Annotated in this window: 24 protein-coding genes; 16 read left to right on the top strand and 8 right to left on the bottom strand. The window is 67.2% G+C overall.

Features of this window, described 5'->3' with window-relative positions:
- A partial coding sequence (locus tag WBV89_RS03230; protein WP_423979906.1) for a hypothetical protein occupies positions 1–621 on the bottom strand: 621 nt, incomplete at its 3' end.
- Positions 602–1,522 carry a haloalkane dehalogenase gene (locus tag WBV89_RS03225; RefSeq protein WP_423979907.1) on the bottom strand — a complete coding sequence of 307 codons (921 nt, stop codon included), beginning with the start codon at positions 1,520–1,522 and terminating at the stop codon, positions 602–604. The genes WBV89_RS03225 and WBV89_RS03230, both read right to left, overlap by 20 nt.
- Before the next feature lie 258 nt (positions 1,523–1,780).
- Here WBV89_RS03225 and WBV89_RS03220 point away from each other — a divergent pair, with 258 nt between their 5' ends.
- The 3 genes from WBV89_RS03220 to WBV89_RS03210 are packed head-to-tail and all read left to right on the top strand — an operon-like array spanning position 1,781 to position 5,849.
- Entirely contained in the window at positions 1,781–2,659 is an 879-nt protein-coding gene (locus WBV89_RS03220; RefSeq protein ID WP_423979905.1) for an FAD binding domain-containing protein, read from the top strand.
- Positions 2,656–3,243 (top strand): (2Fe-2S)-binding protein, encoded by a 588-nt coding sequence (locus tag WBV89_RS03215; protein ID WP_423979904.1) that lies wholly within the window; start codon positions 2,656–2,658, stop codon positions 3,241–3,243. Before WBV89_RS03220 ends, WBV89_RS03215 begins: the two co-directional genes overlap by 4 nt.
- On the top strand, positions 3,240–5,849 hold the full coding sequence (locus WBV89_RS03210) for a xanthine dehydrogenase family protein molybdopterin-binding subunit (RefSeq protein ID WP_423979903.1): 2,610 nt from the start codon (positions 3,240–3,242) through the stop codon (positions 5,847–5,849). The genes WBV89_RS03215 and WBV89_RS03210 overlap by 4 nt, the downstream gene beginning before the upstream one ends.
- 31 nt (positions 5,850–5,880) lie before the next feature.
- Here WBV89_RS03210 and WBV89_RS03205 read toward each other — a convergent pair whose 3' ends face one another.
- Positions 5,881–6,648, bottom strand: coding sequence for an SDR family NAD(P)-dependent oxidoreductase (locus WBV89_RS03205; RefSeq protein ID WP_423979902.1), 768 nt, complete (start codon positions 6,646–6,648; stop codon positions 5,881–5,883).
- A gap of 72 nt (positions 6,649–6,720) precedes the next feature.
- On the opposite strand from WBV89_RS03205, the gene WBV89_RS03200 reads away from it, so the two are divergent.
- Genes WBV89_RS03200 through WBV89_RS03190 form a run of 3 tightly spaced genes read left to right on the top strand, consistent with a single transcriptional unit; the run spans position 6,721 to position 8,941 of the window.
- Complete coding sequence (locus WBV89_RS03200) at positions 6,721–7,572, top strand: TauD/TfdA dioxygenase family protein (protein ID WP_423979901.1); 852 nt, start codon at positions 6,721–6,723, stop codon at positions 7,570–7,572.
- 44 nt (positions 7,573–7,616) lie between these two features.
- Entirely contained in the window at positions 7,617–8,399 is a 783-nt protein-coding gene (locus WBV89_RS03195) for an SDR family NAD(P)-dependent oxidoreductase (RefSeq protein WP_423979900.1), read from the top strand.
- The gene (locus WBV89_RS03190) at positions 8,396–8,941 is read left to right on the top strand and encodes a hypothetical protein (protein WP_423979899.1); all 546 of its coding nucleotides are present in this window, start codon (positions 8,396–8,398) and stop codon (positions 8,939–8,941) included. Before WBV89_RS03195 ends, WBV89_RS03190 begins: the two co-directional genes overlap by 4 nt.
- Positions 8,942–8,962: 21 nt before the next feature.
- Here WBV89_RS03190 and WBV89_RS03185 read toward each other — a convergent pair whose 3' ends face one another.
- Genes WBV89_RS03185 through WBV89_RS03175 form a run of 3 tightly spaced genes read right to left on the bottom strand, consistent with a single transcriptional unit; the run spans position 8,963 to position 11,023 of the window.
- On the bottom strand, positions 8,963–9,742 hold the full coding sequence (locus tag WBV89_RS03185; RefSeq protein WP_423979898.1) for a ThuA domain-containing protein: 780 nt from the start codon (positions 9,740–9,742) through the stop codon (positions 8,963–8,965).
- 1 nt (position 9,743) lies between these two features.
- Entirely contained in the window at positions 9,744–10,670 is a 927-nt protein-coding gene (locus WBV89_RS03180; RefSeq protein ID WP_423979897.1) for an SDR family NAD(P)-dependent oxidoreductase, read from the bottom strand.
- A 2-nt stretch (positions 10,671–10,672) separates the two neighbouring features.
- Entirely contained in the window at positions 10,673–11,023 is a 351-nt protein-coding gene (locus tag WBV89_RS03175; protein WP_423979896.1) for a nuclear transport factor 2 family protein, read from the bottom strand.
- Positions 11,024–11,112: 89 nt separating this feature from the next.
- Here WBV89_RS03175 and WBV89_RS03170 point away from each other — a divergent pair, with 89 nt between their 5' ends.
- The gene (locus tag WBV89_RS03170; RefSeq protein WP_423979895.1) at positions 11,113–12,333 is read left to right on the top strand and encodes an aromatic ring-hydroxylating oxygenase subunit alpha; all 1,221 of its coding nucleotides are present in this window, start codon (positions 11,113–11,115) and stop codon (positions 12,331–12,333) included.
- Positions 12,334–12,366: 33 nt separating this feature from the next.
- Here the strand turns inward: WBV89_RS03170 and WBV89_RS03165 are convergent, their stop codons facing one another.
- On the bottom strand, positions 12,367–13,188 hold the full coding sequence (locus tag WBV89_RS03165) for an SDR family NAD(P)-dependent oxidoreductase (protein WP_423979894.1): 822 nt from the start codon (positions 13,186–13,188) through the stop codon (positions 12,367–12,369).
- Positions 13,189–13,275: 87 nt separating this feature from the next.
- Between WBV89_RS03165 and WBV89_RS03160 the strand changes: the two genes are divergently transcribed.
- A complete protein-coding gene (locus WBV89_RS03160) occupies positions 13,276–14,886 on the top strand; it encodes an aromatic ring-hydroxylating oxygenase subunit alpha (protein ID WP_423979893.1) in 1,611 nt (536 codons plus the stop codon).
- 15 nt (positions 14,887–14,901) lie between these two features.
- On the top strand, positions 14,902–15,399 hold the full coding sequence (locus tag WBV89_RS03155) for a VOC family protein (protein WP_423979892.1): 498 nt from the start codon (positions 14,902–14,904) through the stop codon (positions 15,397–15,399).
- A 36-nt stretch (positions 15,400–15,435) separates the two neighbouring features.
- Here WBV89_RS03155 and WBV89_RS03150 read toward each other — a convergent pair whose 3' ends face one another.
- A complete protein-coding gene (locus WBV89_RS03150) occupies positions 15,436–16,716 on the bottom strand; it encodes an acyl-CoA dehydrogenase family protein (RefSeq protein ID WP_423979891.1) in 1,281 nt (426 codons plus the stop codon).
- A gap of 102 nt (positions 16,717–16,818) precedes the next feature.
- Here WBV89_RS03150 and WBV89_RS03145 point away from each other — a divergent pair, with 102 nt between their 5' ends.
- The 7 genes from WBV89_RS03145 to WBV89_RS03115 form a co-directional block, all read left to right on the top strand.
- Positions 16,819–17,217: an ATP-binding protein gene (locus WBV89_RS03145; RefSeq protein ID WP_423979890.1), complete on the top strand. Its 399-nt coding sequence runs from the start codon at positions 16,819–16,821 to the stop codon at positions 17,215–17,217.
- Between the two features lie 54 nt (positions 17,218–17,271).
- Positions 17,272–18,036 carry a SigB/SigF/SigG family RNA polymerase sigma factor gene (locus WBV89_RS03140; protein WP_423979889.1) on the top strand — a complete coding sequence of 255 codons (765 nt, stop codon included), beginning with the start codon at positions 17,272–17,274 and terminating at the stop codon, positions 18,034–18,036.
- 72 nt (positions 18,037–18,108) lie between these two features.
- On the top strand, positions 18,109–18,636 hold the full coding sequence (locus WBV89_RS03135) for a Dps family protein (RefSeq protein WP_423979888.1): 528 nt from the start codon (positions 18,109–18,111) through the stop codon (positions 18,634–18,636).
- A gap of 60 nt (positions 18,637–18,696) precedes the next feature.
- The gene (locus WBV89_RS03130) at positions 18,697–19,995 is read left to right on the top strand and encodes a PP2C family protein-serine/threonine phosphatase (protein ID WP_423979887.1); all 1,299 of its coding nucleotides are present in this window, start codon (positions 18,697–18,699) and stop codon (positions 19,993–19,995) included.
- 46 nt (positions 19,996–20,041) lie between these two features.
- On the top strand, positions 20,042–20,356 hold the full coding sequence (locus WBV89_RS03125; protein ID WP_423979886.1) for an STAS domain-containing protein: 315 nt from the start codon (positions 20,042–20,044) through the stop codon (positions 20,354–20,356).
- Positions 20,357–20,406: 50 nt separating this feature from the next.
- Positions 20,407–20,814: an ATP-binding protein gene (locus tag WBV89_RS03120; protein ID WP_423979885.1), complete on the top strand. Its 408-nt coding sequence runs from the start codon at positions 20,407–20,409 to the stop codon at positions 20,812–20,814.
- 56 nt (positions 20,815–20,870) lie between these two features.
- A partial coding sequence (locus WBV89_RS03115; RefSeq protein WP_423979884.1) for a hypothetical protein occupies positions 20,871–21,055 on the top strand: 185 nt, incomplete at its 3' end.

Raw genomic sequence — 21,055 nt, 5'->3', positions numbered from 1 at the left:
GACCATCGCCGGCTTCCAGTCGACGCCGTACGCGTCGAGGCCGAGCGACGCGGCTTCCAGCACGATCGATCCCGCTCCGCAGCACGGGTCCAGAACCGAACGCGCGTCGGGCACCAGGTTGACGAGCCCCCGTGCGAACCGACCGTCGAGCGACGACGACGTCGTCCACGGCTTCGCGTCGTGACGGCGGTACCCGGCATCGGTCTCGGTGACGACCTCACCGAACACGAGCCCCGCGTCACCTGCAGTGACGATGAATCGGTGCTGTGGAGAGCGCAGGTCGGGGCCGAAGGGAATCACGTCGGCCAGCGCGGTCGCGACCGACTGGGTCGACCGACCGATCCTCCCCGACGGGTCGTGGACGTCGATCCGGAATGAGTCGGCGGGGAAGTCCGCTGCGGCCACGTTCGCGATCAATTCGTCGAGCGTGTCGCCCCGGGCGACCACGTCGAGCCCCTTCTGGACGAACGCGGCACGGGACACGCGGTCGATGCGCTCACACCGGGCGATGCCGTCGCCGTCGGGAACGCCGCCGGTCAGGCTGCGACATTCGGCCGCGATCAGGCCGTGTCGATCGACGCGCGCACAGATCGCGAGAAGGTCAGTCGGCGCCGACGGCATCGATGACGATCTGCGCGAGCTGCGGTGCCGCGTCCTCCTGGAAGAAGTGGTGCGCGTTCTCGACGGTGACGTGGGGCTGGCCCTGTGCGCCGGGCACGAGCTTCAGGAACGGCTTGTCACCACCTCCGGTGATCGGGTCGCTGTCGCTGAAACAGCAGATCAGCGGCTTGTCCCACTGCTGGAACACCGCCCAGGCCGCCTTGTTCGCCGCGGCGGCCGGGTCGTCGGGTGACGTCGGGACGAGCGACGGGAAGATGCGCGCACCCGCCTTGAAGGTGTCGTCGGGGAAGGGAGCGTCGTACGCCGCGACCTCGGCAGCCGACAGTTGACAGATCGTCGAGCTGTCGATCAGGAAGCCGATGTCGAACTCCGGCGAGGTCTGACTGAACTTCTGCCATGCGAGGAACGCGTCGCTCGGGGAGTGCTCGCCCGTCGGGAGTCCGGTGTTGCCGATCACGACGCGCGCGAACCGGTTGGGGTTCTCGGCCACCAGGCGGAGCCCGACGAGCCCGCCCCAGTCCTGGCCGAAGAAAGTCGCGTCACGCAAGTCCAGGTGATCGATGATCGCCTCCTGCATCCAGGCGACGTGTCGCGCGTAGGAGTAGTCACTCTGCTCGGTCGGCTTGTCGCTCCGACCGAAACCGACGAGATCCGGCGCGATCACGCGCAGACCGGCGTTGACGAGCGCCGGAATCATCTTGCGGTAGAGGTAGCTCCACGAGGGCTCGCCGTGCAGGCACAGCACGACCGGGCCGTCGGCCGGCCCCTCGTCGAGGTAGTGGACGCGGAGCGTGCCACCGGGATGGTCGGGGTCCTGGTCCGCCACCTCGACGTAGTTCGGTGCGAACGGGTAGCCCGGCAGGTCGACGAAGCGATCGTCGGGTGTGCGCAGCGTCTTCATCATCGTTCTCCTTCTCGAAAATGCGCGTCGGTGCCAGGCACCAACGCGCATCGGGGGTCGGTGGGGTGGATCTGGACGCGATCGAGGTCGTCGCCGAGGTCCCCGCGGCAACGTACTGCGCTCCCGCAGCCGATCGCGACTCGGTGCGATCGGCGGGCGCCGGCACGAATTGGACGGGCTGTTCGCGTTCGCGTGTCATTGCGACCAAGATGGGTCACGGCCGATCGACCCACGGCCAGTCAGACAGAGGAACCCGATGTGAAAGCTCCACCATTCACCTACCACCGACCCGACAGCCTCGACGAGGCCCTGGCACTGCTCGGCGAGCACGGCGATGACGCCAAGGTCCTCGCCGGCGGGCAGAGCCTGATCCCGCTGATGGGACTGCGGATGGGTCGCCCGGAGCACGTCGTCGACATCGGACGCATCCCCGGCCTCGCCGACATCACACTCCACGACGACGGTTCCGTGTCGCTCGGAGCGCTGGTCCGTCACGAGCAGGCCAAGACGTCCGACGTGATCGCGGAACACGCACCACTGATCGCCGAGACGATGCCGTGGGTCGCACACCGGGCGATCCGGACCCGCGGCACCGTGCTCGGCAGCATCGCCCACGGAGATCCCGCCGCCGAGATGCCCGCCGTCGTGCTCGCCACCGGAGCGACGCTCGTCGCGTCGTCCGCGTCGGGCCGGCGCGAGATCCCGGCCGGTGCGTTCTTCCAGGGGTACCTCGACACCGCGCTTCGGCCCGACGAGATCCTCACCGAGGTCACGTTCCCCGCCTGGCCGTCGGAGGCCGTCGGATCGGTGGTCGAGGTCGCCCGACGCCACGGCGACTACGCCCTCGTCGGCCTGATCACCCGACTCGAGATCTCCGCCAACGACATCATCACCAACGCCGCACTCTCGTACTTCGGCGCCGCGTCGACCGCCGTGCGCACCCCCGCGGCCGAAGACGTCCTGCTCGGAGCCCGAGCCACCGCCGACACCTTCGCCCGCGCCGCCCAGATCGCGATGTCCGAACTGAACCCCCCCGCCGACATCCACGGCACGACCGCCTACCGCAAGCACCTCGCGGGAACCCTCACGCGCCGCGGACTCGATGCGGCGTTCGCCAAGACCGGAGCATCCGCATGACCGCCGACCAGGACATCGACAACTCGACCACACTCCGTCTCACCGCCGAGACGGCCGCCGGAGGCAGCGTGATCGAGCTGAACTTCGCCGTCAACGGGGTCGAGCGGAACGTCACGGTCGAAGCGCGCCGCACGCTGAGCGATGTGATCCGCGAGGACGTCGGGCTCACCGGCACTCACCTCGGCTGCGAGCACGGCGTGTGTGGAGCCTGCACCGTGCTCGTCGACGGCCAACCCGCCCGGTCCTGCCTGATGCTCGCCGGTCAGGCCGAGGGTGCTGAGGTCACGACGATCGAAGGACTGGCCCAGCCCGACGGAACGCTGCATCCGATCCAACAGGCGATGATGGACGCTCACGGATTCCAATGCGCGTTCTGTTCGCCGGGGTTCCTGATGAGTGCGGTCGCCCTGCTCGACGAGAACCCCGAACCGACCAACGCAGCGATCCGTGAGGAGCTGAGCGGAAACCTCTGCCGCTGCACGGGATATCAGTCGATCATCGCGGGGGTCGAGCGAGCCGTCGAGATCATCCGCACGGACCGCGAGAAGAGTCCGGCTGCCGAGACGGAAGGGGTGCCATCATGACCGTCACCGAGCCAGCCGCCGACACCCCGTCGAACAGCAGCGGACTCGTCGGTCAGAGCGTCACCCGAGTCGAGGACGACCGACTGCTGCGCGGCCACGGCCGCTACGTCGCGGACGTGTCACCCGACGGCGTGCTGCAGGCGGTATTCCTGCGCAGTCCCATGGCGCACGCGCGCATCACGTCGATCGACGTCACCGCGGCACGACGCGCCCCCGGCGTCGTCGCGGTGTTCACCGGCGCCGACATCGAGGCGATCACGCACCCGTTCCCGCCGGTCGGCATGCTGCCCGATCTCTACACCCCGCTCTTCTACGCCCTGAGCAGCGACACCGTGCGGATGGTCGGCGACCCCGTCGCGCTCGTCATCGCCGAATCTCGCTACCTCGCCGAGGACGCGATCGAGTTGATCGACGTCGACTACGAGCCGCTCGAGTCGGTGGCGTCGATCGCCGACGGTCTGTCGTCCAACAAGCCAGCGCTCTGGGAGAAGGCCGGAGGGAACGTGCTGTACGACCACACCGACACGTTCACCACCGCGGCCGGCCCCGACGCGGCATCATCCGACGTCGACGCCGTGTTCGCCTCCGCCGATCGCGTGATCACCGAGCGGCTGTCGTGCCCGCGCCAGTCGAACCAGCCGATGGAAACACGGGGAAGCCTGGTCGAGGTGGACCCCGACACCGGGCACATGACGATCCGCAACGCCACCCAGTCGAGCCACATGCTGCGCTGGATGGGCGCGGCGTTGACCGGCAAGCAGAAGGTCCGCTCGTCGCTCAAGGAGATCGTCACCAACAAGCAACGACGCTCCGGATTCATGGCGGGCGCGAAGGGCTTTCTCGGGGCCAACGCCGACGGGCTCAAGGCCCAGGACAACAACGGGATGAAGAGCCAGTTGAAAGCCGACAAGTCGCTGCTCAAGCACGCCAACGCGATCGGTCTCGGCCTGCTCGGCAAGGATGACTACCCCACCGTCGTCGCCGACGACATCGGTGGCGGCTTCGGCTCGAAGGGGGCGATCGCCCGCGAGGACATCGCGTTGATCGCCGCCGCCGGTGAACTCGGCCGATCGGTCCGCTGGATCGAGGACCGCGTCGAGAACCTGATGGACGGTGGGCAGGCGCGCGAGGAGGATCTCACGCTGTCGATCGCCGTCGACAACGACGGGACCCTCCGTGGACTCAAGGTCGACCTCCTGGTCGATCAGGGCGCGTACCCGGGATTCCCGGTCGGCGCGCCGATGGCGACGCGGATCATGAAGGTGATGTTCCCCGGGTCGTACGCGTGGGACGCGTTCGAGATGCGCTCGCGGATCGTCGCCACCAACAAGGGCAAGTACGTCGCGTACCGCGGGCCGTGGGCGAACGAGACGTGGGCGCGGGAGCGGATGCTCGACATCGTCGCTCGAGCGCTCGGGATGACCCCGGCCGAGATCCGGCTGAAGAACCTGATCGGCGAGGACCGGATGCCGACGGCGATGATCACCGGCCCGGCGATCGACGAGACCATGTCGACGAAGAAGACCCTCGAACGCGCGCTCGAACTGCTGGACATGGACGCGTTCTCGCGTGACCGCGCGGCGGCGTACCGGCGCAACCATCGACTCGGGTTGGGGATCGCGTGCTACCACGAGGCCGCCCCCGGACCTCCCGGATACTGGGACTGCATCAGCCCGGGCACCGACGTGATGATGAACGAGGAGGCCCAGGCGACGGTCGAGGCCGACGGCAGCGTGGTCGTGTACACCGCGCAGATGCCGCACGGTCAGAGCCACGAGACGACGTACGGGCAGATCGTCGCCGACGAACTCGGCGTGTCGATCGACGACGTGACGCTGATCTTCGGCGACACGCGACGTACACCGTTCAGCATCCTCGGAACCGGTGGGAGCCGCGGCGGACCGATCGGTGGCGGTGCACTCAAGTACGCCGCCCGCGAGGTCCGCGAGCAGGTCGTCGATGCTGCGGCGAAGATGCTCGAAGCCGACTCGGCCGACATCGAGATCGTCGACGGCAACATCCACGTGGCCGGTGTTCCCGCCCGCGGCATCACGTACGCCGAACTCGCCGCCGACGTCACCGGAAGCGCGGGTGGGTCGACCAACGCGTTCGAAGCGACCCGCGGCTACAAGGGCAAGGGCGACGGCGGCTGGTCGGTCGCTACACACGCGTGCATCGTCGATGTCGACCTCGACACGGGCAAGGTCACGTTCCCGCGTTACCTGGTGGTCGAGGACTGCGGGCCGATCATCAACCCGGCGATCGTCGACGGTCAGGTCCGCGGCGGCGTCGCGCAGGGAATCGGTGCGGTGCTCTACGAGAAAGCGACCTACGACGAGGACGCCAACCTCCAATCGGCGACGTACATGGACTACCTGATCCCGACGGCGATGGAGATCCCCGAGATCGAGGTGCACCACATGGAGACACTGTCGCCGGGCGGCGAGAACGACTTCCGTGGCGTCGGCGAGGGCGGCATGATCGGCGCACCCGCCGCGATCACCAACGCGATCGAGAACGCCCTCGGTCCGACCGCTCGGATCACGTCGCAGTATCTGCCGCCGAGCACGATCCTCGAACTCGCGGGAGTGATCCCCCGCGAGTGACCGACAACTGGTGCCAGGCACCAGTTGTCCGTCAGGCTGTCGATCCGCCGTCGACGACCAGGATGTGGCCGCTCACGAATTCGGCGAGGTCACTGACGAGGAACAATGCGGCGCGTGCGATGTGGTCGGGCTGACCGGCGATGCCGACCGGGTTCGCCGCGATCTGCTTGTCGATGTCGAGTCCGCCTGCCCGCAGCGGTTCCAGTTGTTCCTGGACACCGGGCGTGTCGATGATCCCGGGGGCGATCGCGTTCACCCGGATACCGCGCGGGCCGAGTTCGTGCGCGAACGCGTGCGTCAACGCCACGACACCGGCCTTCGACGCGCTGTAGGCGGAGATGTTCGCTCCTCCGCGCAACGCAGCGATCGATGCGAGGTTGACGATCGAGCCGCCGCCGCTCATCCGGTTCGCCGCCTCCCGCGAAACGCTGTACTGGGCACGGACGTTCACGTCGAGCATGTGGTGGACGAACTCATCGGTCGCTTCGAGCATCGGTCCCGTCGTCGGGAAGATCCCGGCGTTGTTGACGACGATGTCGATCGGCTTGTCGGTCGAAGCGACATCGAGCGCCGCCTGCACGGCGACCGTGTCGGTGACGTCGCACACGACGCCGCGTGCTCCGAAGGCTTCGGCCAGGCCCGACACGTCGGGGTCCAGATCGCCGACGGTGACCGTCGCACCCGCCTCGATCAGCCGCCGCGCGATCGCGGCGCCGATCCCTTTCGCTCCACCGGTGACGAAGGCGGTGCGACCGCCGAGGTCGATCAGTTCGGACAGCGTGGTGTCGGGAGCAGCCATGCCGCGACACTACGAATCCGTCGCGTCGCTCTGCGTGTCAGACGCGCGGCCCCGCACTGGAATGATGGTGGAATGACGATCGACATCCAGCCCAGCGGACAGGCCTGCGGAGCGAGCGTGCGCGGCGTCGACCTCCGCTCTCTCGACGACGACACGACCGCCGCGATCCGATCGGCGTGGCTCGAGCACAAGGTGCTCGCATTTCCCGACCAGTCGCTGAGCGACGACGACCTCGAGGCGTTCACGCTGCGGTTCGGTCCGTTCGGCGACGACCCGTTCTTCGCGTCGATCGACGGGCACCCGCACATCGCCGCGATCCGGCGAACCGCCGACGAGACCTCATCGCTGTTCGCCGAGAACTGGCACGCCGATTGGAGCTTCCAGGAGTTCCCGCCGGACGGAACCTGTCTGTACTCGAAGGTCATTCCACCGGTGGGCGGCGACACGCTCTACACGAATCAGCAGGCCGCGCTGGAGGCGATGCCCACCGACCTCCGAGCACGCATCGAGGGGCTCCGGGCGGTCCACTCCGCCCGCGGCGGATACGCACCCGACGGCGCCTACGGCGACGACGATGACGGCCGATCGATGCAGATCCGACCGAGTGCCGACGCGTACGCCACCCAGATCCACCCGCTCATCCGCACCCACCCCGAGACCGGAGCCGAGACGTTGTACTCGACGATCGGCTACATCATCGGGATCGACGGAATGGACGACGACGAGGCGCGCGAGCTGCTCGGCGAGCTGTACCAGTGGCAGATCCGCGACGAGTTCCAGTACCGCCACGTGTGGGAGCCGGACATGCTCGTGATGTGGGACAACCGCTGCGCTCTCCACCGCGCGACGGGTGGGTACGAAGGCCACGAACGCCTCCTGCACCGCACCACCATCGGCTTCAACGCCGCAGTCCGAGCGGCCTGACGTCCGCTTCGCTGCCGGGCCGCACCCTCCGTCAGACTCACACGATGGAATCCGCGCCGCGCACCGCGCCCGAACTGTTCGACCTCGATGGCCACGTCGCCGTGATCACCGGTGGCGGCCGCGGGATCGGCGAAGGGATCGCGACCGCCTTCGCCGAATCCGGTGCGGCCGTCGTCGTCGCCGCCCGGCGAACCGAGGAGATCGAACGCGTCGCGCGGGAGATCCGCGACGCCGGCGGCCGGGCGATCGCGGTCACCACCGACGTCACCGACGACAAGGCCGTCGACGCCCTCGCCCGAGCGGCCATCGACGAGTTCGGCTCGCTCACCATCTGGGTCAACAACGCCGGCGGTTCACCCATGCGGATGCCACTCAAGGAGCTCCCACGCGAGGAGTGGGACCGGACGATCGCACTCAACCTGACCGCCGTGTACGTCGGTTCGATGACGGCTGCCAAGTACATCGACCGGGGCTCGATCATCAATATCTCCTCGGGTGCCGGAACGGGCCCGGTCCCGGGAAGCGCGCACTACGGAGCCGCCAAGGCGGCAACCAACTCGCTCACGTGGACGCTGTCGGCCGAACTCGCCCCGGACATCCGGGTGAACGGTGTCGCCCCCGGCGCGATCCCGACCGAGGTGATGCTGACCGCGGTCGGCAAGACCGAGGATCAACTCGACTCGCTGCTCGACGAGTGGAACATTCCGCTCGGGCGGCTCGGAACCCCGCAGGACATCGGTGCCGCCTGCGTCTATCTCGCTTCCGACGCGGCGAGTTGGATGAGTGGAGAGATCCTCCGCGTCGGAGGAGGAGCCAAGCCGCGATGAGCGCCAGCAACGACCAGAAGCCCGGTGGCGACGCCGTGTACACCGACAGCTACGAGGACGTCTCGATGTTCACGCTGTCGGGTGACCGCGAACAGACGCTGCTCGACAAGCAGACCGAATGCACGTTCATGTGGACGACCTCCTCCGGCGATCCGGTCGGCGTGATCATGAACTTCGTCTACACCGACGGGGCGTTCTGGCTCACGTGTACACGTCGGCGCAAGCGGGTTCCGGCGATCGAGGTGCGACCGCGCGTCGCGATCGCGATCTCGAGCCGCGGCACGAAGATCGGGATCAGCCAGGCGGTCACCTACAAGGGTGACTCCGTCGTGCTCGACGACGCCGACACGCTGGCGTGGTTCTACCCCGTGCTCGCGGCGAAGGTCCGACCCGGCGACGAGTCGGCACAGGCGGCATTCGTGTCGCATCTCGATTCACCGGGACGGGTCGTCATCAAGATCACGCCGGACACCCGGATCGGGTTCGACTCCGAGGCGTTGTTCGCGAACTCCCCCGCCGGAGCCACCACCACCGAAGTCTGAGCTCGACCCATGCGGGTGTGGTCAGGGGCTGGATGCCGCCCAATGGATGGCGTTATGGATGATGCGGCGGTAGTTGGCGTCGGCATACGTCTCGGGGCCGTCACCGAACTGGATGTACGCGATGCGTGACGGACCCTCCTGGCGGGTCCACGCCACCAGGTCACTGCCGGGCGGGTGGTTCCATCCCTCGTTCGAGTAGCGCGTGCCGCGCACGGCGAGGTCGGCGGAGTAGAACCCGTCGTCGACGAACCGGTGACGACTGCGCATCAACGGCGTCACGTTCGCCTCGTCGACCGGAAACAGGTACACCTCGTCGGTGATCTCGAACGACGGGTCGACGCCCGCGCTGATCGGGTGGTCGGGGTCGAGGACATCGACGGTGTGGGTGACGTCGTGGCGGTACCCGGAGTCGGGCAGATCGATGCCGTCCCAGCGGGCGGGCGTGTAGTGGAATCGTCCACCGATGATCTCGCCGTAACGCGTCGACGCGGGCCACCCGGCGACCGCATGGTGCAGGAAAACCATCCCCTTCCCGCGGGCGAGCAGGGCATCGAGATCCTCGATGTACCCCTCCGGCGGATCGGCCGTGCCGGCCGGTCCACCGCTGCCGTCGAACACGACACCGGGCATGTCGTACATCACGAACGCGTCGAACTCGGCGGCGCGTTCAGGACGGACGAGATCGAGCGCCTCGGGATGTTCGACGTCTACCCATTCGACGTCGTCGAAGGAGTCGAACACGGCGAAGAAGGCGTCGGCGTCGAACGGGTGCCCCTTGGTGACGACCGCGATGCGCGTCATCTCACTCGGCCGGCGGGGCGTAATGGACGCCCGGGATTCCGGCGCTCATCGCCTCGTACCAGTCGGGACGGGGGACGACTCCGGGGTAGCCCTCGCCGATCCGTGGCGTGGTGTCGGCGTTCCACGCCTGGTGGATCGGCGGGATCTGGTAGTAGCCGTTCGCTGCGTTGGTCCCGCCATCGACGTTGAGGTCGTGGCCGGTGATGTAGGACGCTGCGTCGGATGCCAGGAACATCACGGGGTCGACGATCTCGTCGAGTTCGCCGATCCGCCGCATCGGCGTGCGCGACGCGATCCACTTGTCCATCCCCATGCCCTCGATCGCGGGACGCACCATCTCGGTGACGATGAATCCGGGCGACACCGAATTCACCCGGACACCCCGGTCGGCCCACTCGCAGCCGAGCTGCAGCGTGACGTTGCGCAGCGCGCCCTTGGCCGCGGTGTAGGCGATGATGTTCAGCTCGTTCGCGCCGTGGCCCATGATCGAGCAGATGTTGACGACCGAGCCGCCACCGGTTTCGAGCATGTGCTTGCCGACGTCGCGGAGGTACATGAACGCCCCGTTCAGGTCGACCGACATGATCCAGTTCCACGTCTCCATGTCGAACTGCTCGGGTGCAACGCCGCGCATGTCGCTGACACCGGCGTTGTTGATCAACGCATCGATCTTTCCGTGCTCCTCGATGCCGGTGGAGACCACGCGGGCCACGTCAGCCTCGACCGACACGTCACCGGGGACGACGGTCACCTTGCCTCCCGATTCGCGACACACGGCCGCCACGCCCTCGAGCAGATCCTCGGAGCGTGCCGTCAGGATCAGGTCGGCGCCCGCCTGGGCGAAGCCGTGGGCGAATCCCTCCCCGAGTCCCATCGACGCTCCGGTGATCAGCACGGTCTTGCCGCTGAAGTCCTGTGTGTTTCCCATGTTCATCCCGCCATTTCGTTCATGTAGTCGTGGTAGTAGGTCAATCTGCCGTTCGACACCCGATAGATGCCGACGCCTTCTCGCTCGCCTTTGCTGGTGGTCGCAGCCCAACGCGCCCATGCGGTCTCGTCGTCGCCCGATAGCTCCACGAGTCGGAACGATGCACCCGCCTTCTTCATCTCCGTGTTCATCATCTGCATGAACCCGGCGATGGCTTCACCGCCGACGAAGGTGCCGTAGACCGGATCGACCAGGCGCGCGTCGTCCGCGAACAGCGGGGCCAACGCCGCGTAGTCGCCCTCGTCCTGGATCTCCCAGAATCTCTTGATGGTGTCGTACGCGTCGCCGGCCATGGCGTGACCGTAGACGTGTCGACCGGGCGCGGCCGATGCGGAACGCTCCGACTGGGCAAGCGCCCGGCGCGATCTGCTCAACTGGACCCATGAGCCGCGAAACCTTGGTTGAACTCAACCGCCGAACGGTGTCGCACGCACGCGCCGGCACCGTCCCACAGGCACCCGACATCGGTCGGGTTCCCGCCACGAACTACTACGACCACGACCGGTGGGAACTCGAGATGGACCGCGTGTTCCGACGAACGCCGCTCGTCCTCGGCTTCTCGGCGGAGTTCCGCGAACCGAATTCGTACAAGGCGATGGAGGTCGCCGGCATGCCCGTCCTGATGGTGCGCGGTGCGGATGGCGAGTTGCGCGCATTCGTCAACATGTGCAGCCATCGAGGCGCCCAGCTCGTGGAACCCGGCAGCGGCACGTCGCGCCGCTTCACCTGTCCGTACCACGCCTGGAACTACGACACCGCCGGTCAGCTGGTCGGCATCCTCGACCGCGACACGTTCGGTGACGTCGACGTCGACTGCAACGGGCTCACCCCGCTGCCGTGTGCGGAACGATCGGGCATCGTGTTCGTAACCCTCCAGCCCGGCGGCACGATGGACATCGATGCGCACCTGTGCGGGTACGGCGAGATGCTCGATCACCTCGACATCGCCGACACGTGGTTCGTCGGATCACAGACCGCCGATGGACCCAACTGGAAGGTCGCCTACGACGGCTATCTCGACTTCTACCACCTGCCGATCCTGCACAAGGACACGTTCGGACCCGACTACGCCAACACCGCGATCTACGACGCGTGGGGTCCGCACCAGCGCGTCACGTCCCCTGACCATCGGATGCTCGCGATCGGTGAGCTCGACGAGTCCGAGTGGACCGATCGGCATCTGACGAGCGGGATCTGGACGATCTTCCCGCACGTGTCGATCGCCGGTTTCGACGTGCGCCTCGACGGCGTCGAGGGTGGCGGCCGGATGTACATGATCTCCACGCTGTATCCCGGCGCGACGCCCGACACCTCGATCACGTACCAGAACTTCCTGGCGACGTTCGAGCCGACCGAGGAGTTCACCGAGGCGATCGCCGCACAGCGCGAGTTCCTGCTGCGTGTCGTCGTCGACGAGGACTACTTCACCGGCAAGCGGATCCAACGCGCGCTGAAGACCGGAGCGAAATCCCACGTGATGTTCGGCCGCAACGAGGCCGGCGGACAACGCTTCCACGGCTGGGTCGATCAGATCGTCGACGCCGACGACGACGACGACTTCGCCAAGCTGTTCGCCAACGCCACCACCGAGTTTCAACCGTAACCGCACATCGGTGCCTGGCACCGATGTGCGTGTTCAGGTCGAGCGTTCGGGTGGGAGGAACTGGCCGGTGTTGGCCGAGATGCCGCCGTCGGCATTGATCACCGCTCCGGTCACAGCTGCGGCCTCCGGGCTGACCAGGAACCCGAACACCGCCGCCACCTCGTCGGCGGTCGCCCACTTCTGGCGGGCGGTCCGACGACGGAGCGCCTCGAACGCGGCAGGTGCGTCCTGGAGTCGTTCGGTCATCCCGGTGATCGTCGGGCCCGGGCACACGACGTTGACCCGGATGTCCTCGGCGCCGAGATCGAGTGCTGCCGAGCGGGCGAGGTTGATCACCGCGGCCTTCGTCGCGTTGTAGGCCCACATCCCCGGATCGCCGCGCTGCCCCGAGGTCGAGGCCGTGATCGCCACCGCTCCGCCGCCGCGCTCGCGGAACGCGGGCAATGCCGCACGGATCCCGAGTGCCACGGCGCGCACGTTGACGTCGACTGCGCGGTCGAACTGGTTCATCTCGAGCATCTCGATCGATCCGCTCACCGCCACGCCGGCATTGAGGACCACAGCGTCGAGTCCCCCGAACGACTCGTCCGCCAGACTGACCAGTACCTCGTTCGCGTCGGCGTGCGTGACGTCGACGGCGGCCGCGGCGATCCGTTTCACATCCACCCGCTCGGCGTCACGACACCACGCGAGTCGATCGTCGGACAGGTCTGCCGCTACGACCGACCCACCCTCGCGCACCAACAGTTCGGCGACCGCGCGCCCGATCCCCGATCCCGCCCCGGTGACGATCGCGACGCGCCCCGCGTGGCGCCCCGACGGTGTTTCCCCGTTCGATCCCGGTTCGTTCGACATCACCTCATCATGACGATCGACCGCGACCGTAGGCGAAGCGTGACCGCCGACTCGGCCACCGCCGCAAGCGTGTGGAAGCGTTGCCACATGACCGAAACGATCACCGGAACCGACCGGTCCGCCGGCATCAGCTTCACCGAACTCCTCGACGAGGACACCGGACCCGTCGACGCGATCCTCCGCGACGAGAGCCGCATCGGACTGCGTGAGGGCAACACGCGGATCCCGGCCTGGTACTACACCTCTTCGGAGTTCCACGCGCTCGAGGTCGAGAAGCTCTGGAGCCGCGTCTGGCAGCTCGCCTGCCTGGAAGACGAGATCCCGAACGTCGGCGACTACCACGTCTACGAGATCGCCGACATGTCGTTCCTGATCGTGCGCACCGAGGACGGCATCAAGGCCTTCCGCAACGCGTGCCTCCACCGCGGGCGGTTGCTCCGCGAGACCCACGGCAAGGGCGCGCGCAACCTGCGTTGTGCGTTCCACGGTTGGGCATGGAACCTCGACGGCTCGATGAAGGAGATCCCGTGCGAGTGGGACTTCCCGAGCGTTCGCAAAGAGGACTACGAACTCCCCGAGGCCCTCGTCGACACGTGGCAGGGCTTCGTGTACATCAACCCCGACCGCGACGCCACGCCGCTCGCCGACTTCCTCGGCAACCTCGGTGACCACTTCGCGAAGTGCTCGTTCGACCGGCGCTACAAATCGGCCCACGTCGAGAAGATCATGCGGGTCAACTGGAAGGCCTGCCAGGAAGCGTTCATGGAGAGCTACCACGTCGTGGCGACGCACCCCACGCTGATGGAGGACCTCGGCGACGCGAACTCGCGGTACGACACCTACGAGAACTTCTCCCGCGCGATCTCCCCGCACGCCGTCGGGAGCCCCCATCTCGAGGGGATGACGAAGTACGAACGGCTCGAGGACGGCAAGCAGTTCGCGCGGTACCGCCACCCGATGAACGGTCACATCTACGAGCGCGCCGAACTCGCGGATGGTCGGACCGGCGTCTGCATCATCGACCTCGACGGGAACGAGAGCCACTTCGACGAGGAGGCCACCTGGATCGACGGACCGATCCTGCAGGGCGACCCGCACCTCTGCAAGTGGATCGGCGGCCCGACTCCCGAAGCGTTCCTGGACGCTCCGCTGATGCTCGCCGACCCCCCGGACGGCATCGAGACACCCGCCCAGGTCCGTGCCTGGATCGCAGCGCAACGCCGCGATGCCGCCCGAGCGAGCATCGGCGACAACATCGACCCCGACGACTTCAGCGACGCCGAGGTGCTCGACGCGATGTACTACTCGGTCTTCCCGAACTGGTCGCCCTGGGGCGTGTTCAACGCGCTCTTCTACCGGTGGCGCCCGAACGGCAACAATCCCGACGAGTGCATCTTCGAGGTGATGATGTTCCCGGTCGCGCCCGATCCGGACAACAAGCCCGAGCCGGCGAAGGTCCGACATCTCGGACCTGACGACGACTGGACGCTCGCCACCGAACTCGGCCCGGCCGCCAAGATCTTCCAGCAGGACTCGATCAACCTTCCGCATGTGCAGACGGGGCTGAAGGCTCAAGAGCAGCAGGAGGTCGTCTTCGCCAACTACAACGAGACGAAGATCCGCCACTTCTGGGAGAACATGTTCCGGTGGCTCGAGATCGGCGAGACCAACGTCAGCGTCACCGCGCGGGACTCCTGAATCGATGACCCGTCGATGACCATCGGCGCGCCGGTCCAGATCGCGTACGCCACCGACGACGTGCATGCGGCCGCCCGCCGGTGGGTGCAGCACGGGGTCGGCCCATTCTTCGTCCTCGAACACATCGCGCTCGCCGACGCCGAGGTCGACGGCATCCCATCCGAGTTCGACCACTCATCGGCATACGGCCAGTGGGGCCCGGTGATGGTCGAACTGATCTGTCAGCACGGCGCCGGGCCCGACCCGGTCGTCGGTACGTCGGGCGTCCATCACGTGGCCTCATTCGTCGATGACCTGGACACGGCGAGCGCGCAGCTCAGCGCCGACGGCTTCGAGCGTCGGCTGTTCGCTCACACGGCGGGCGGCCAGGGCTTCGCGTTCCACGATGCTCGATCGACACTCGGCCACCTGCTCGAGATCTACGAACAGACCGCGGGCCTGACCCGCTTCTATTCGATGGTGCGCGACGCCGCCGTCGATTGGGACGGCACCGACCCGATCCGCGTGCTCTGAGCGTTACGTAACGGGTCAGACCCGTTACGTAACGGGTCAGCGGGGGACGTCTTTCCAGGGGCCGCTGTCGGCGCGGGGTTCGCGGGGCAGGCCGAGTACGCGTTCACCGATGATGTTCCGCTGGACCTCGTCGGACCCGCCGGCGATGCGGTACCCGGGTGCGCCGAGCACGTGCTCGCCCCACCCGAAGGTCCCCCATTCACCGGTGTCGGCAATCAGCTTCGGACCCAGCACGGCAGCGACCGTCTCGGTCATCGTGCGCATACCTTCGGTCCACAACAGCTTGCCGAGTGAGCCCTCGGGGCCGGGTGTTCCCGACTTGGCGAGATCGGCGGCTCGACGATTCGTGAGCGACTCGATTCGCCCGTGGATGTACTGCTGCACCAGCCGATCGCGCACGACCGGCTCGTCGATCGTGCCGGTGTACTCGGCGGTGGCGAGCAGCTTCGCCCAGTTGCCACCCGAACTCGAACCGTCCCCACCCGAATCGGAGTGGTCGCGCTCGAAACCGAGTGTCGTCATCGCGACGAGCCAACCCGCGCCGACGTCTCCGATCCGGAGGTCGTCGGAGATCCGCACGTCGGTGAAGAAGACCTCGCAGAACGACGATCCGCCGCTCATCTGGGTGATCGGCCGCACCTCGACGCCCGGCGCGTCGATCGGCAGCATGAACGCGGTGAGGCCCTTGTGCTTGACGACGTCGGGGTCGGTGCGTGCGATCAGCTCACCCCACTGGCTGAACTGGGCGCCCGAACTCCAGACCTTCTGACCGTTGATCACCCATTCGTCGCCGTCGCGTTCCGCGCGGCACGAGAGTCCGGCGAGATCCGAGCCCGCGCCCGGCTCGCTGAACAGTTGGCACGCGAGCGTGTCGGTGCTCAACAGGTCGCCCACGAACTGCTCCTTCAACTTGTCGGATCCCATCGTCTCGATCGTCGGAGCGATCAGACCCGTGGTGACGCCGACCAGTTCGTGACGCCCCGGCGACGCGTACTCGCGTTCGAGGCGGCCGTACGCGCGGGCATGCTGACGGCTGAGGCCGAGACCGCCCAGCTCGGGTGAACGGGTGATCGCGTGGTAGCCGCGAGTGGCCTTCAGCTTGATCCAGTCGGAGATACCGGCGATGTACGCGGCCTCCTCCTCGAATGTCATGTTGTGGAAGATGGCGACGTCGAACTCGCCTTCACCCCAGACGAAGTCGCCCCCGCGATCGGTGCGCTTCTCTGCATTCTCGTCGAGCCAGGCACGAGCGTCGGCGATGAAGTCGTCGACGCTGATGTCGGGGTCGACGAGTGGTCGTTCCTGCGTGTCGGTCACGGCCACGAGGATACTGAAGCTTCGTTCGGGAATTCTCAGCGGCGCACACAAGCCACCGAGATTCCAACGCGTCGGCCCTGCGGACAGCTACCGTCCACAGCCATGATCGACGAGGACGTGAGTTCGATCCCATCCGACGAAGCCATCGACATCGACGTGCCCCTCCGCGCTCGGCACGGTGCGACCCTGCGCCTCCTGGTCGCTTCGCTCGGCGCGGACGCCGGATTCTCGATCGACGAGATCGACGACCTCAAGCTCGCCGTGTCCGAGGTGTTCAACGTGCTCATCGACTCCGCGCCGAGCGACGGAACCCATCGCGCCCGGATGCGGTTACTGGTCGACGAATCGATGTTCGTCATCCAGTTCCGGACCGACCAGTCCGTCGGTGCGCCCGAGCTGGATCCACTGGCGGAGACGATCCTGTCGTCGGTGACCGACGAGTACCACCTCGACGGCGACGGCGTCCGGCTCGTGAAGCGTGCCGTCGAGACCTCCCGCTGACGTTTCCGGGCCGACTCCAGCCACCGATCTCCAGCCACCGATGACCCTCCAGCCATGACCGCCGATCTCGACGACCTCGAACTCTTCCGTGAGTACACCGCATCGGGCAGCCGCTCGATGCGCAATCAGCTCGTCGAACGGCACATGGGCCTGGCCGCGCACATCGCGCAACGGTACGGACGCAGCGGTCGTCCCGACGACGATCTCCGCCAGGTCGCGATGCTCGGCCTCGTCAAGGCGGTCGATCGCTTCGACCCGGAGTACGGCGCGTCGTTCTCGGCGTTCGCTGGACGCACGATCGAAGGTGAGCTCAAGCGTCACTTCCGCGACAAGTCGTGGACGATCAAGGTGCCCCGCAGCGCGAAGGAACTGCACCTGCTCGTCCGCCGCGCCGCCGGCGAGCTCGAGCAGCGCGACGGTTCATCGCCGACCGTCGACGAACTCGCGTCGTATCTCGAGATCGACCGGGACGACGTGCTGCGCGGGCTCTCGGCGACCGCCGCGTCATCGGTCGGCACGATCGACACGGGGATGGACGGGGACGACACCGGCACCGACCGACAGTCGGCCCTCGCGTCCGACGACCAGGCGTTCGAACACTCCGAGAACCAGCAGATCATCGCCGACCTGTTGACCGAGCTCGAGCCTCGCGAGCGCGAGATCGTCCGGCTCCGGTTCTTCGAGGAGAAATCGCAGCAGGAGATCGCAGATCTGGTCGGCGTCTCGCAGATGCACGTGAGCCGGCTGCTCAAGCGCTCGTTCGAGTTGATGCGCGAGGCGATGCTCGCCGATCCGCGCTCGCCGGTCACCGACGCCTGACTCCGGGTCCACCGGCCGGCGGCGTCGTCCCGGCCGGGTTTGAGTCGTCGATCAGCGGGTATGTCCGGCTTCATGACGAACAACACGATCACCCGCACCACCGTCCCCGCGCTCGACACCAGCGCCGCCGACGAAGCGATCGTCGTGATGCAGGCGCGTCTGGCATCGCTGATCGATCTCCAGCTGACGCTGAAGCACATCCACTGGAACGTCGTCGGGATGAACTTCATCGCCGTTCACGAGATGCTCGATCCACAGGTCGACGCCGTCCGCGCGATGTCCGACGCCGTCGCCGAGCGCATCGCCACGTTGGGTGGCCAGCCGCGGGGCACCCCGGGCGCCGTCGCCTCCTCACGCACATGGGGCGACTATGGACTCGACCGGGCACCGACCGTCCAGCACCTGGTCGAGCTCGACAAGGTCTACGACGGCGTCGCCGGCGACCACCGCGCCGCGATCGCGACGCTCGGCGAACTCGACCCGGTCAGTGAGGACCTCTTCATCGGCCAGCTCGCCCAGCTCGAACTGTTCCAGTGGTTCGTCCGGGCGCACCTCAAGGACTCCGACGGCGACATCATGCATCGCCGCACCGACGGCTGAGCACCCTGCACCCGCGCCCGACGCGTCCGGAGCCGCAGCGTTCGGGCCGTAGGCTGCGGCGTGCCCTCCGCGGTCGAAATCGAGTTGCAGGCCGAGCTCTCCCGCCTCCGCGCGGCCCTGCGACGCGAGCGACGTGCCCGCACCCATCGACTCGAGATCAACCGCCTCGCGGCGATCACCAGTGGTCAGATCACCCGCCGCGGCGTGGCCGAGGTGATCGCCGGAGGCGCGAGTGAGATCTTCGACGCAGGATGGGTGATGGTCGGGTACCTCGGCGACGACGACATCGTCCAGTTCGTCCACGGGCCGGCGGTCCCAGAACCCATCCGCGCCGACTGGAACGACGTCCCCCTCGACGTGGCGGTCCCGATGTGCGACGTGTTGCGCGGCGACGTCGAGCGATGTGCACTCACGTCGCGCGACGACTTCGCACCATGGCCGATCCTCGTGGCCGAGGCCGACCGTGCCCAGATATCGAGCTTCGTGGCCGAGTCGATCTCCGGCGAGGATCAGCCCTCGGCCGTGATCGGTCTGGGATGGGCCGATGAACACGAGATGGACGAAGGTGAGCGCGCGCTTCTCGACGAGCTCGTCGAGATTGCCGGCCTCGCATTCCGTCGAGCGGTCAAGACCGAGAACGACCGCGAGATTGCGTCGACGCTCCAGTCCTGGCTGCTGCCGCAATCGCTTCCCGACGTCGACGGATTGTCTGTCTCGACCATCTACGAACCCGGCAAGGACGAACTGGAGGTCGGCGGCGACTGGTTCGACGTGGTCGTCGTCGACGATCGACGCACGGCGGTCGTCGTCGGCGACGTCGTGGGCCACGACGTTCGAGCAGCGGCCGAGATGGGCCAGATCCGCCACGTCCTGTCGAGCAACCTCGCTCGATCCGGGGATGCCGCCGAGAGCCTCGCGCTCACCGATCGTTACTTCCACGGCCGCGAGTCCAACACGATGGCGACAGCGCTCGTGATGGTCTTCGCCGTCGAGCAGAAGACGCTGGAGATCGCGTCGGCCGGCCACCTTCCTCCGATCGTCGTCGAGCCGGGAACCACCGCGCGGACCCTCGACTGCGGCCTCGGCCCCCCGATCGGGAGTGGCCTCGGCGGATACGGGTCGGTGACGCGGAGCTTCGAGCCGAGCGCCGTCGTCATCGGATTCACCGATGGCATGGTCGAACGGCGAGAGACCCCGATCGATCGCTGCATCTCGGAGTTCTGCCGCATGGTCGATCAGATCCTGTCGACGAGTTCGGGTCCGAACTCGGTGCGGGATCTGACAGCAGCCGTGCGCGCGAGAGCACAGCGATCGGCCGAGAACGACGACGCAGCGGCCGTGATCGTCCAAGCACATTGACCAGACACGCCCGTGTCGGCTCTGACCAAGTACATTTGGATCGGATATGTCCGATGCGCTCTCCCGACTCACCATCTCGGTGCAGGACTCCGTCGTCGTCGTCGCGGGCGACATCGATGCCCACACCTGCCCCGAGCTGACTGCCGCCCTCGACCCGCTCCCGGGAACGGGGGAGGTACGCGTCGACACGTCGGCGGTGGGATTCATCGATTCGAGCGGGCTCCGGGTACTGATCAGCGCCCATCAAGCCGCCGAAGCCGCCGAACGCCGCCTGGTGATCGATCAGCCGAGCAGCGCGGTCGTCCGACTGATCGAGGTCAGCGGCCTCAGTGGTCACCTCCATGTCGTGGAGGCCGGGTAGTCCGCTCGAACCGAGGTTTGCCGGACCGATCCACGGGAATACTTGACGACATGAACGAGTTGGTGGGCACGACGCAGGGTGGGCACGAGCTCACCGTGGCGTCCGACCCCGCCATGATCGCGACGCTCCGACACCGAGTCGGCACGCTCGTCCGCGACTCTGGAGCCCCCGACGGCGTGGTCGACGATCTCGAGCTCGCCGTGAGCGAACTCGCGACGAACGTCGTACAACACAGCGATTCGCCCACGATCAGAATGGTGCTACACCGCGAGCCGTCCGCGTGGATCCTGGTCGTCGACGACGCTGACGGCTTGGACGAATTGGACCCCTCGACCGTTCCCGACCCCGAGGCGCTCACCGGACGTGGCCTGTTCATCGTCCAGGCGATCATGGACGACGTGCAGATCGTCGACGATGCGGTCGGACGTCGCGTGCGCTGCGCCAAACGCATCCGCTGACCGAGTCCCGGCGCCGGCGGGGTTTGCTTCGCGACGGAGCGGGAACGCTGGAGCCCATGAACATTCCCTCCAGCTCCACCATCACCAGCACCGTTTCCGATGCTGTCGATTCGATTCCGGTCGAGCGTCTCGGTGACATCGATCTCCCGGACCTTTCCGCCCTCGACGACGTGCTGTCCACCACGACGGACTTCGTGACCGAGTCCGCTGTCGTGATCGGCGCGACGGGTGGTCGAATCGC

Origin of the sequence: Ilumatobacter sp., from assembly GCF_049588435.1 — a bacterium.
Lineage (GTDB): Bacteria > Actinomycetota > Acidimicrobiia > Acidimicrobiales > Ilumatobacteraceae > Ilumatobacter_A.
This window is presented reverse-complemented; position numbering and strand designations above follow the sequence as displayed.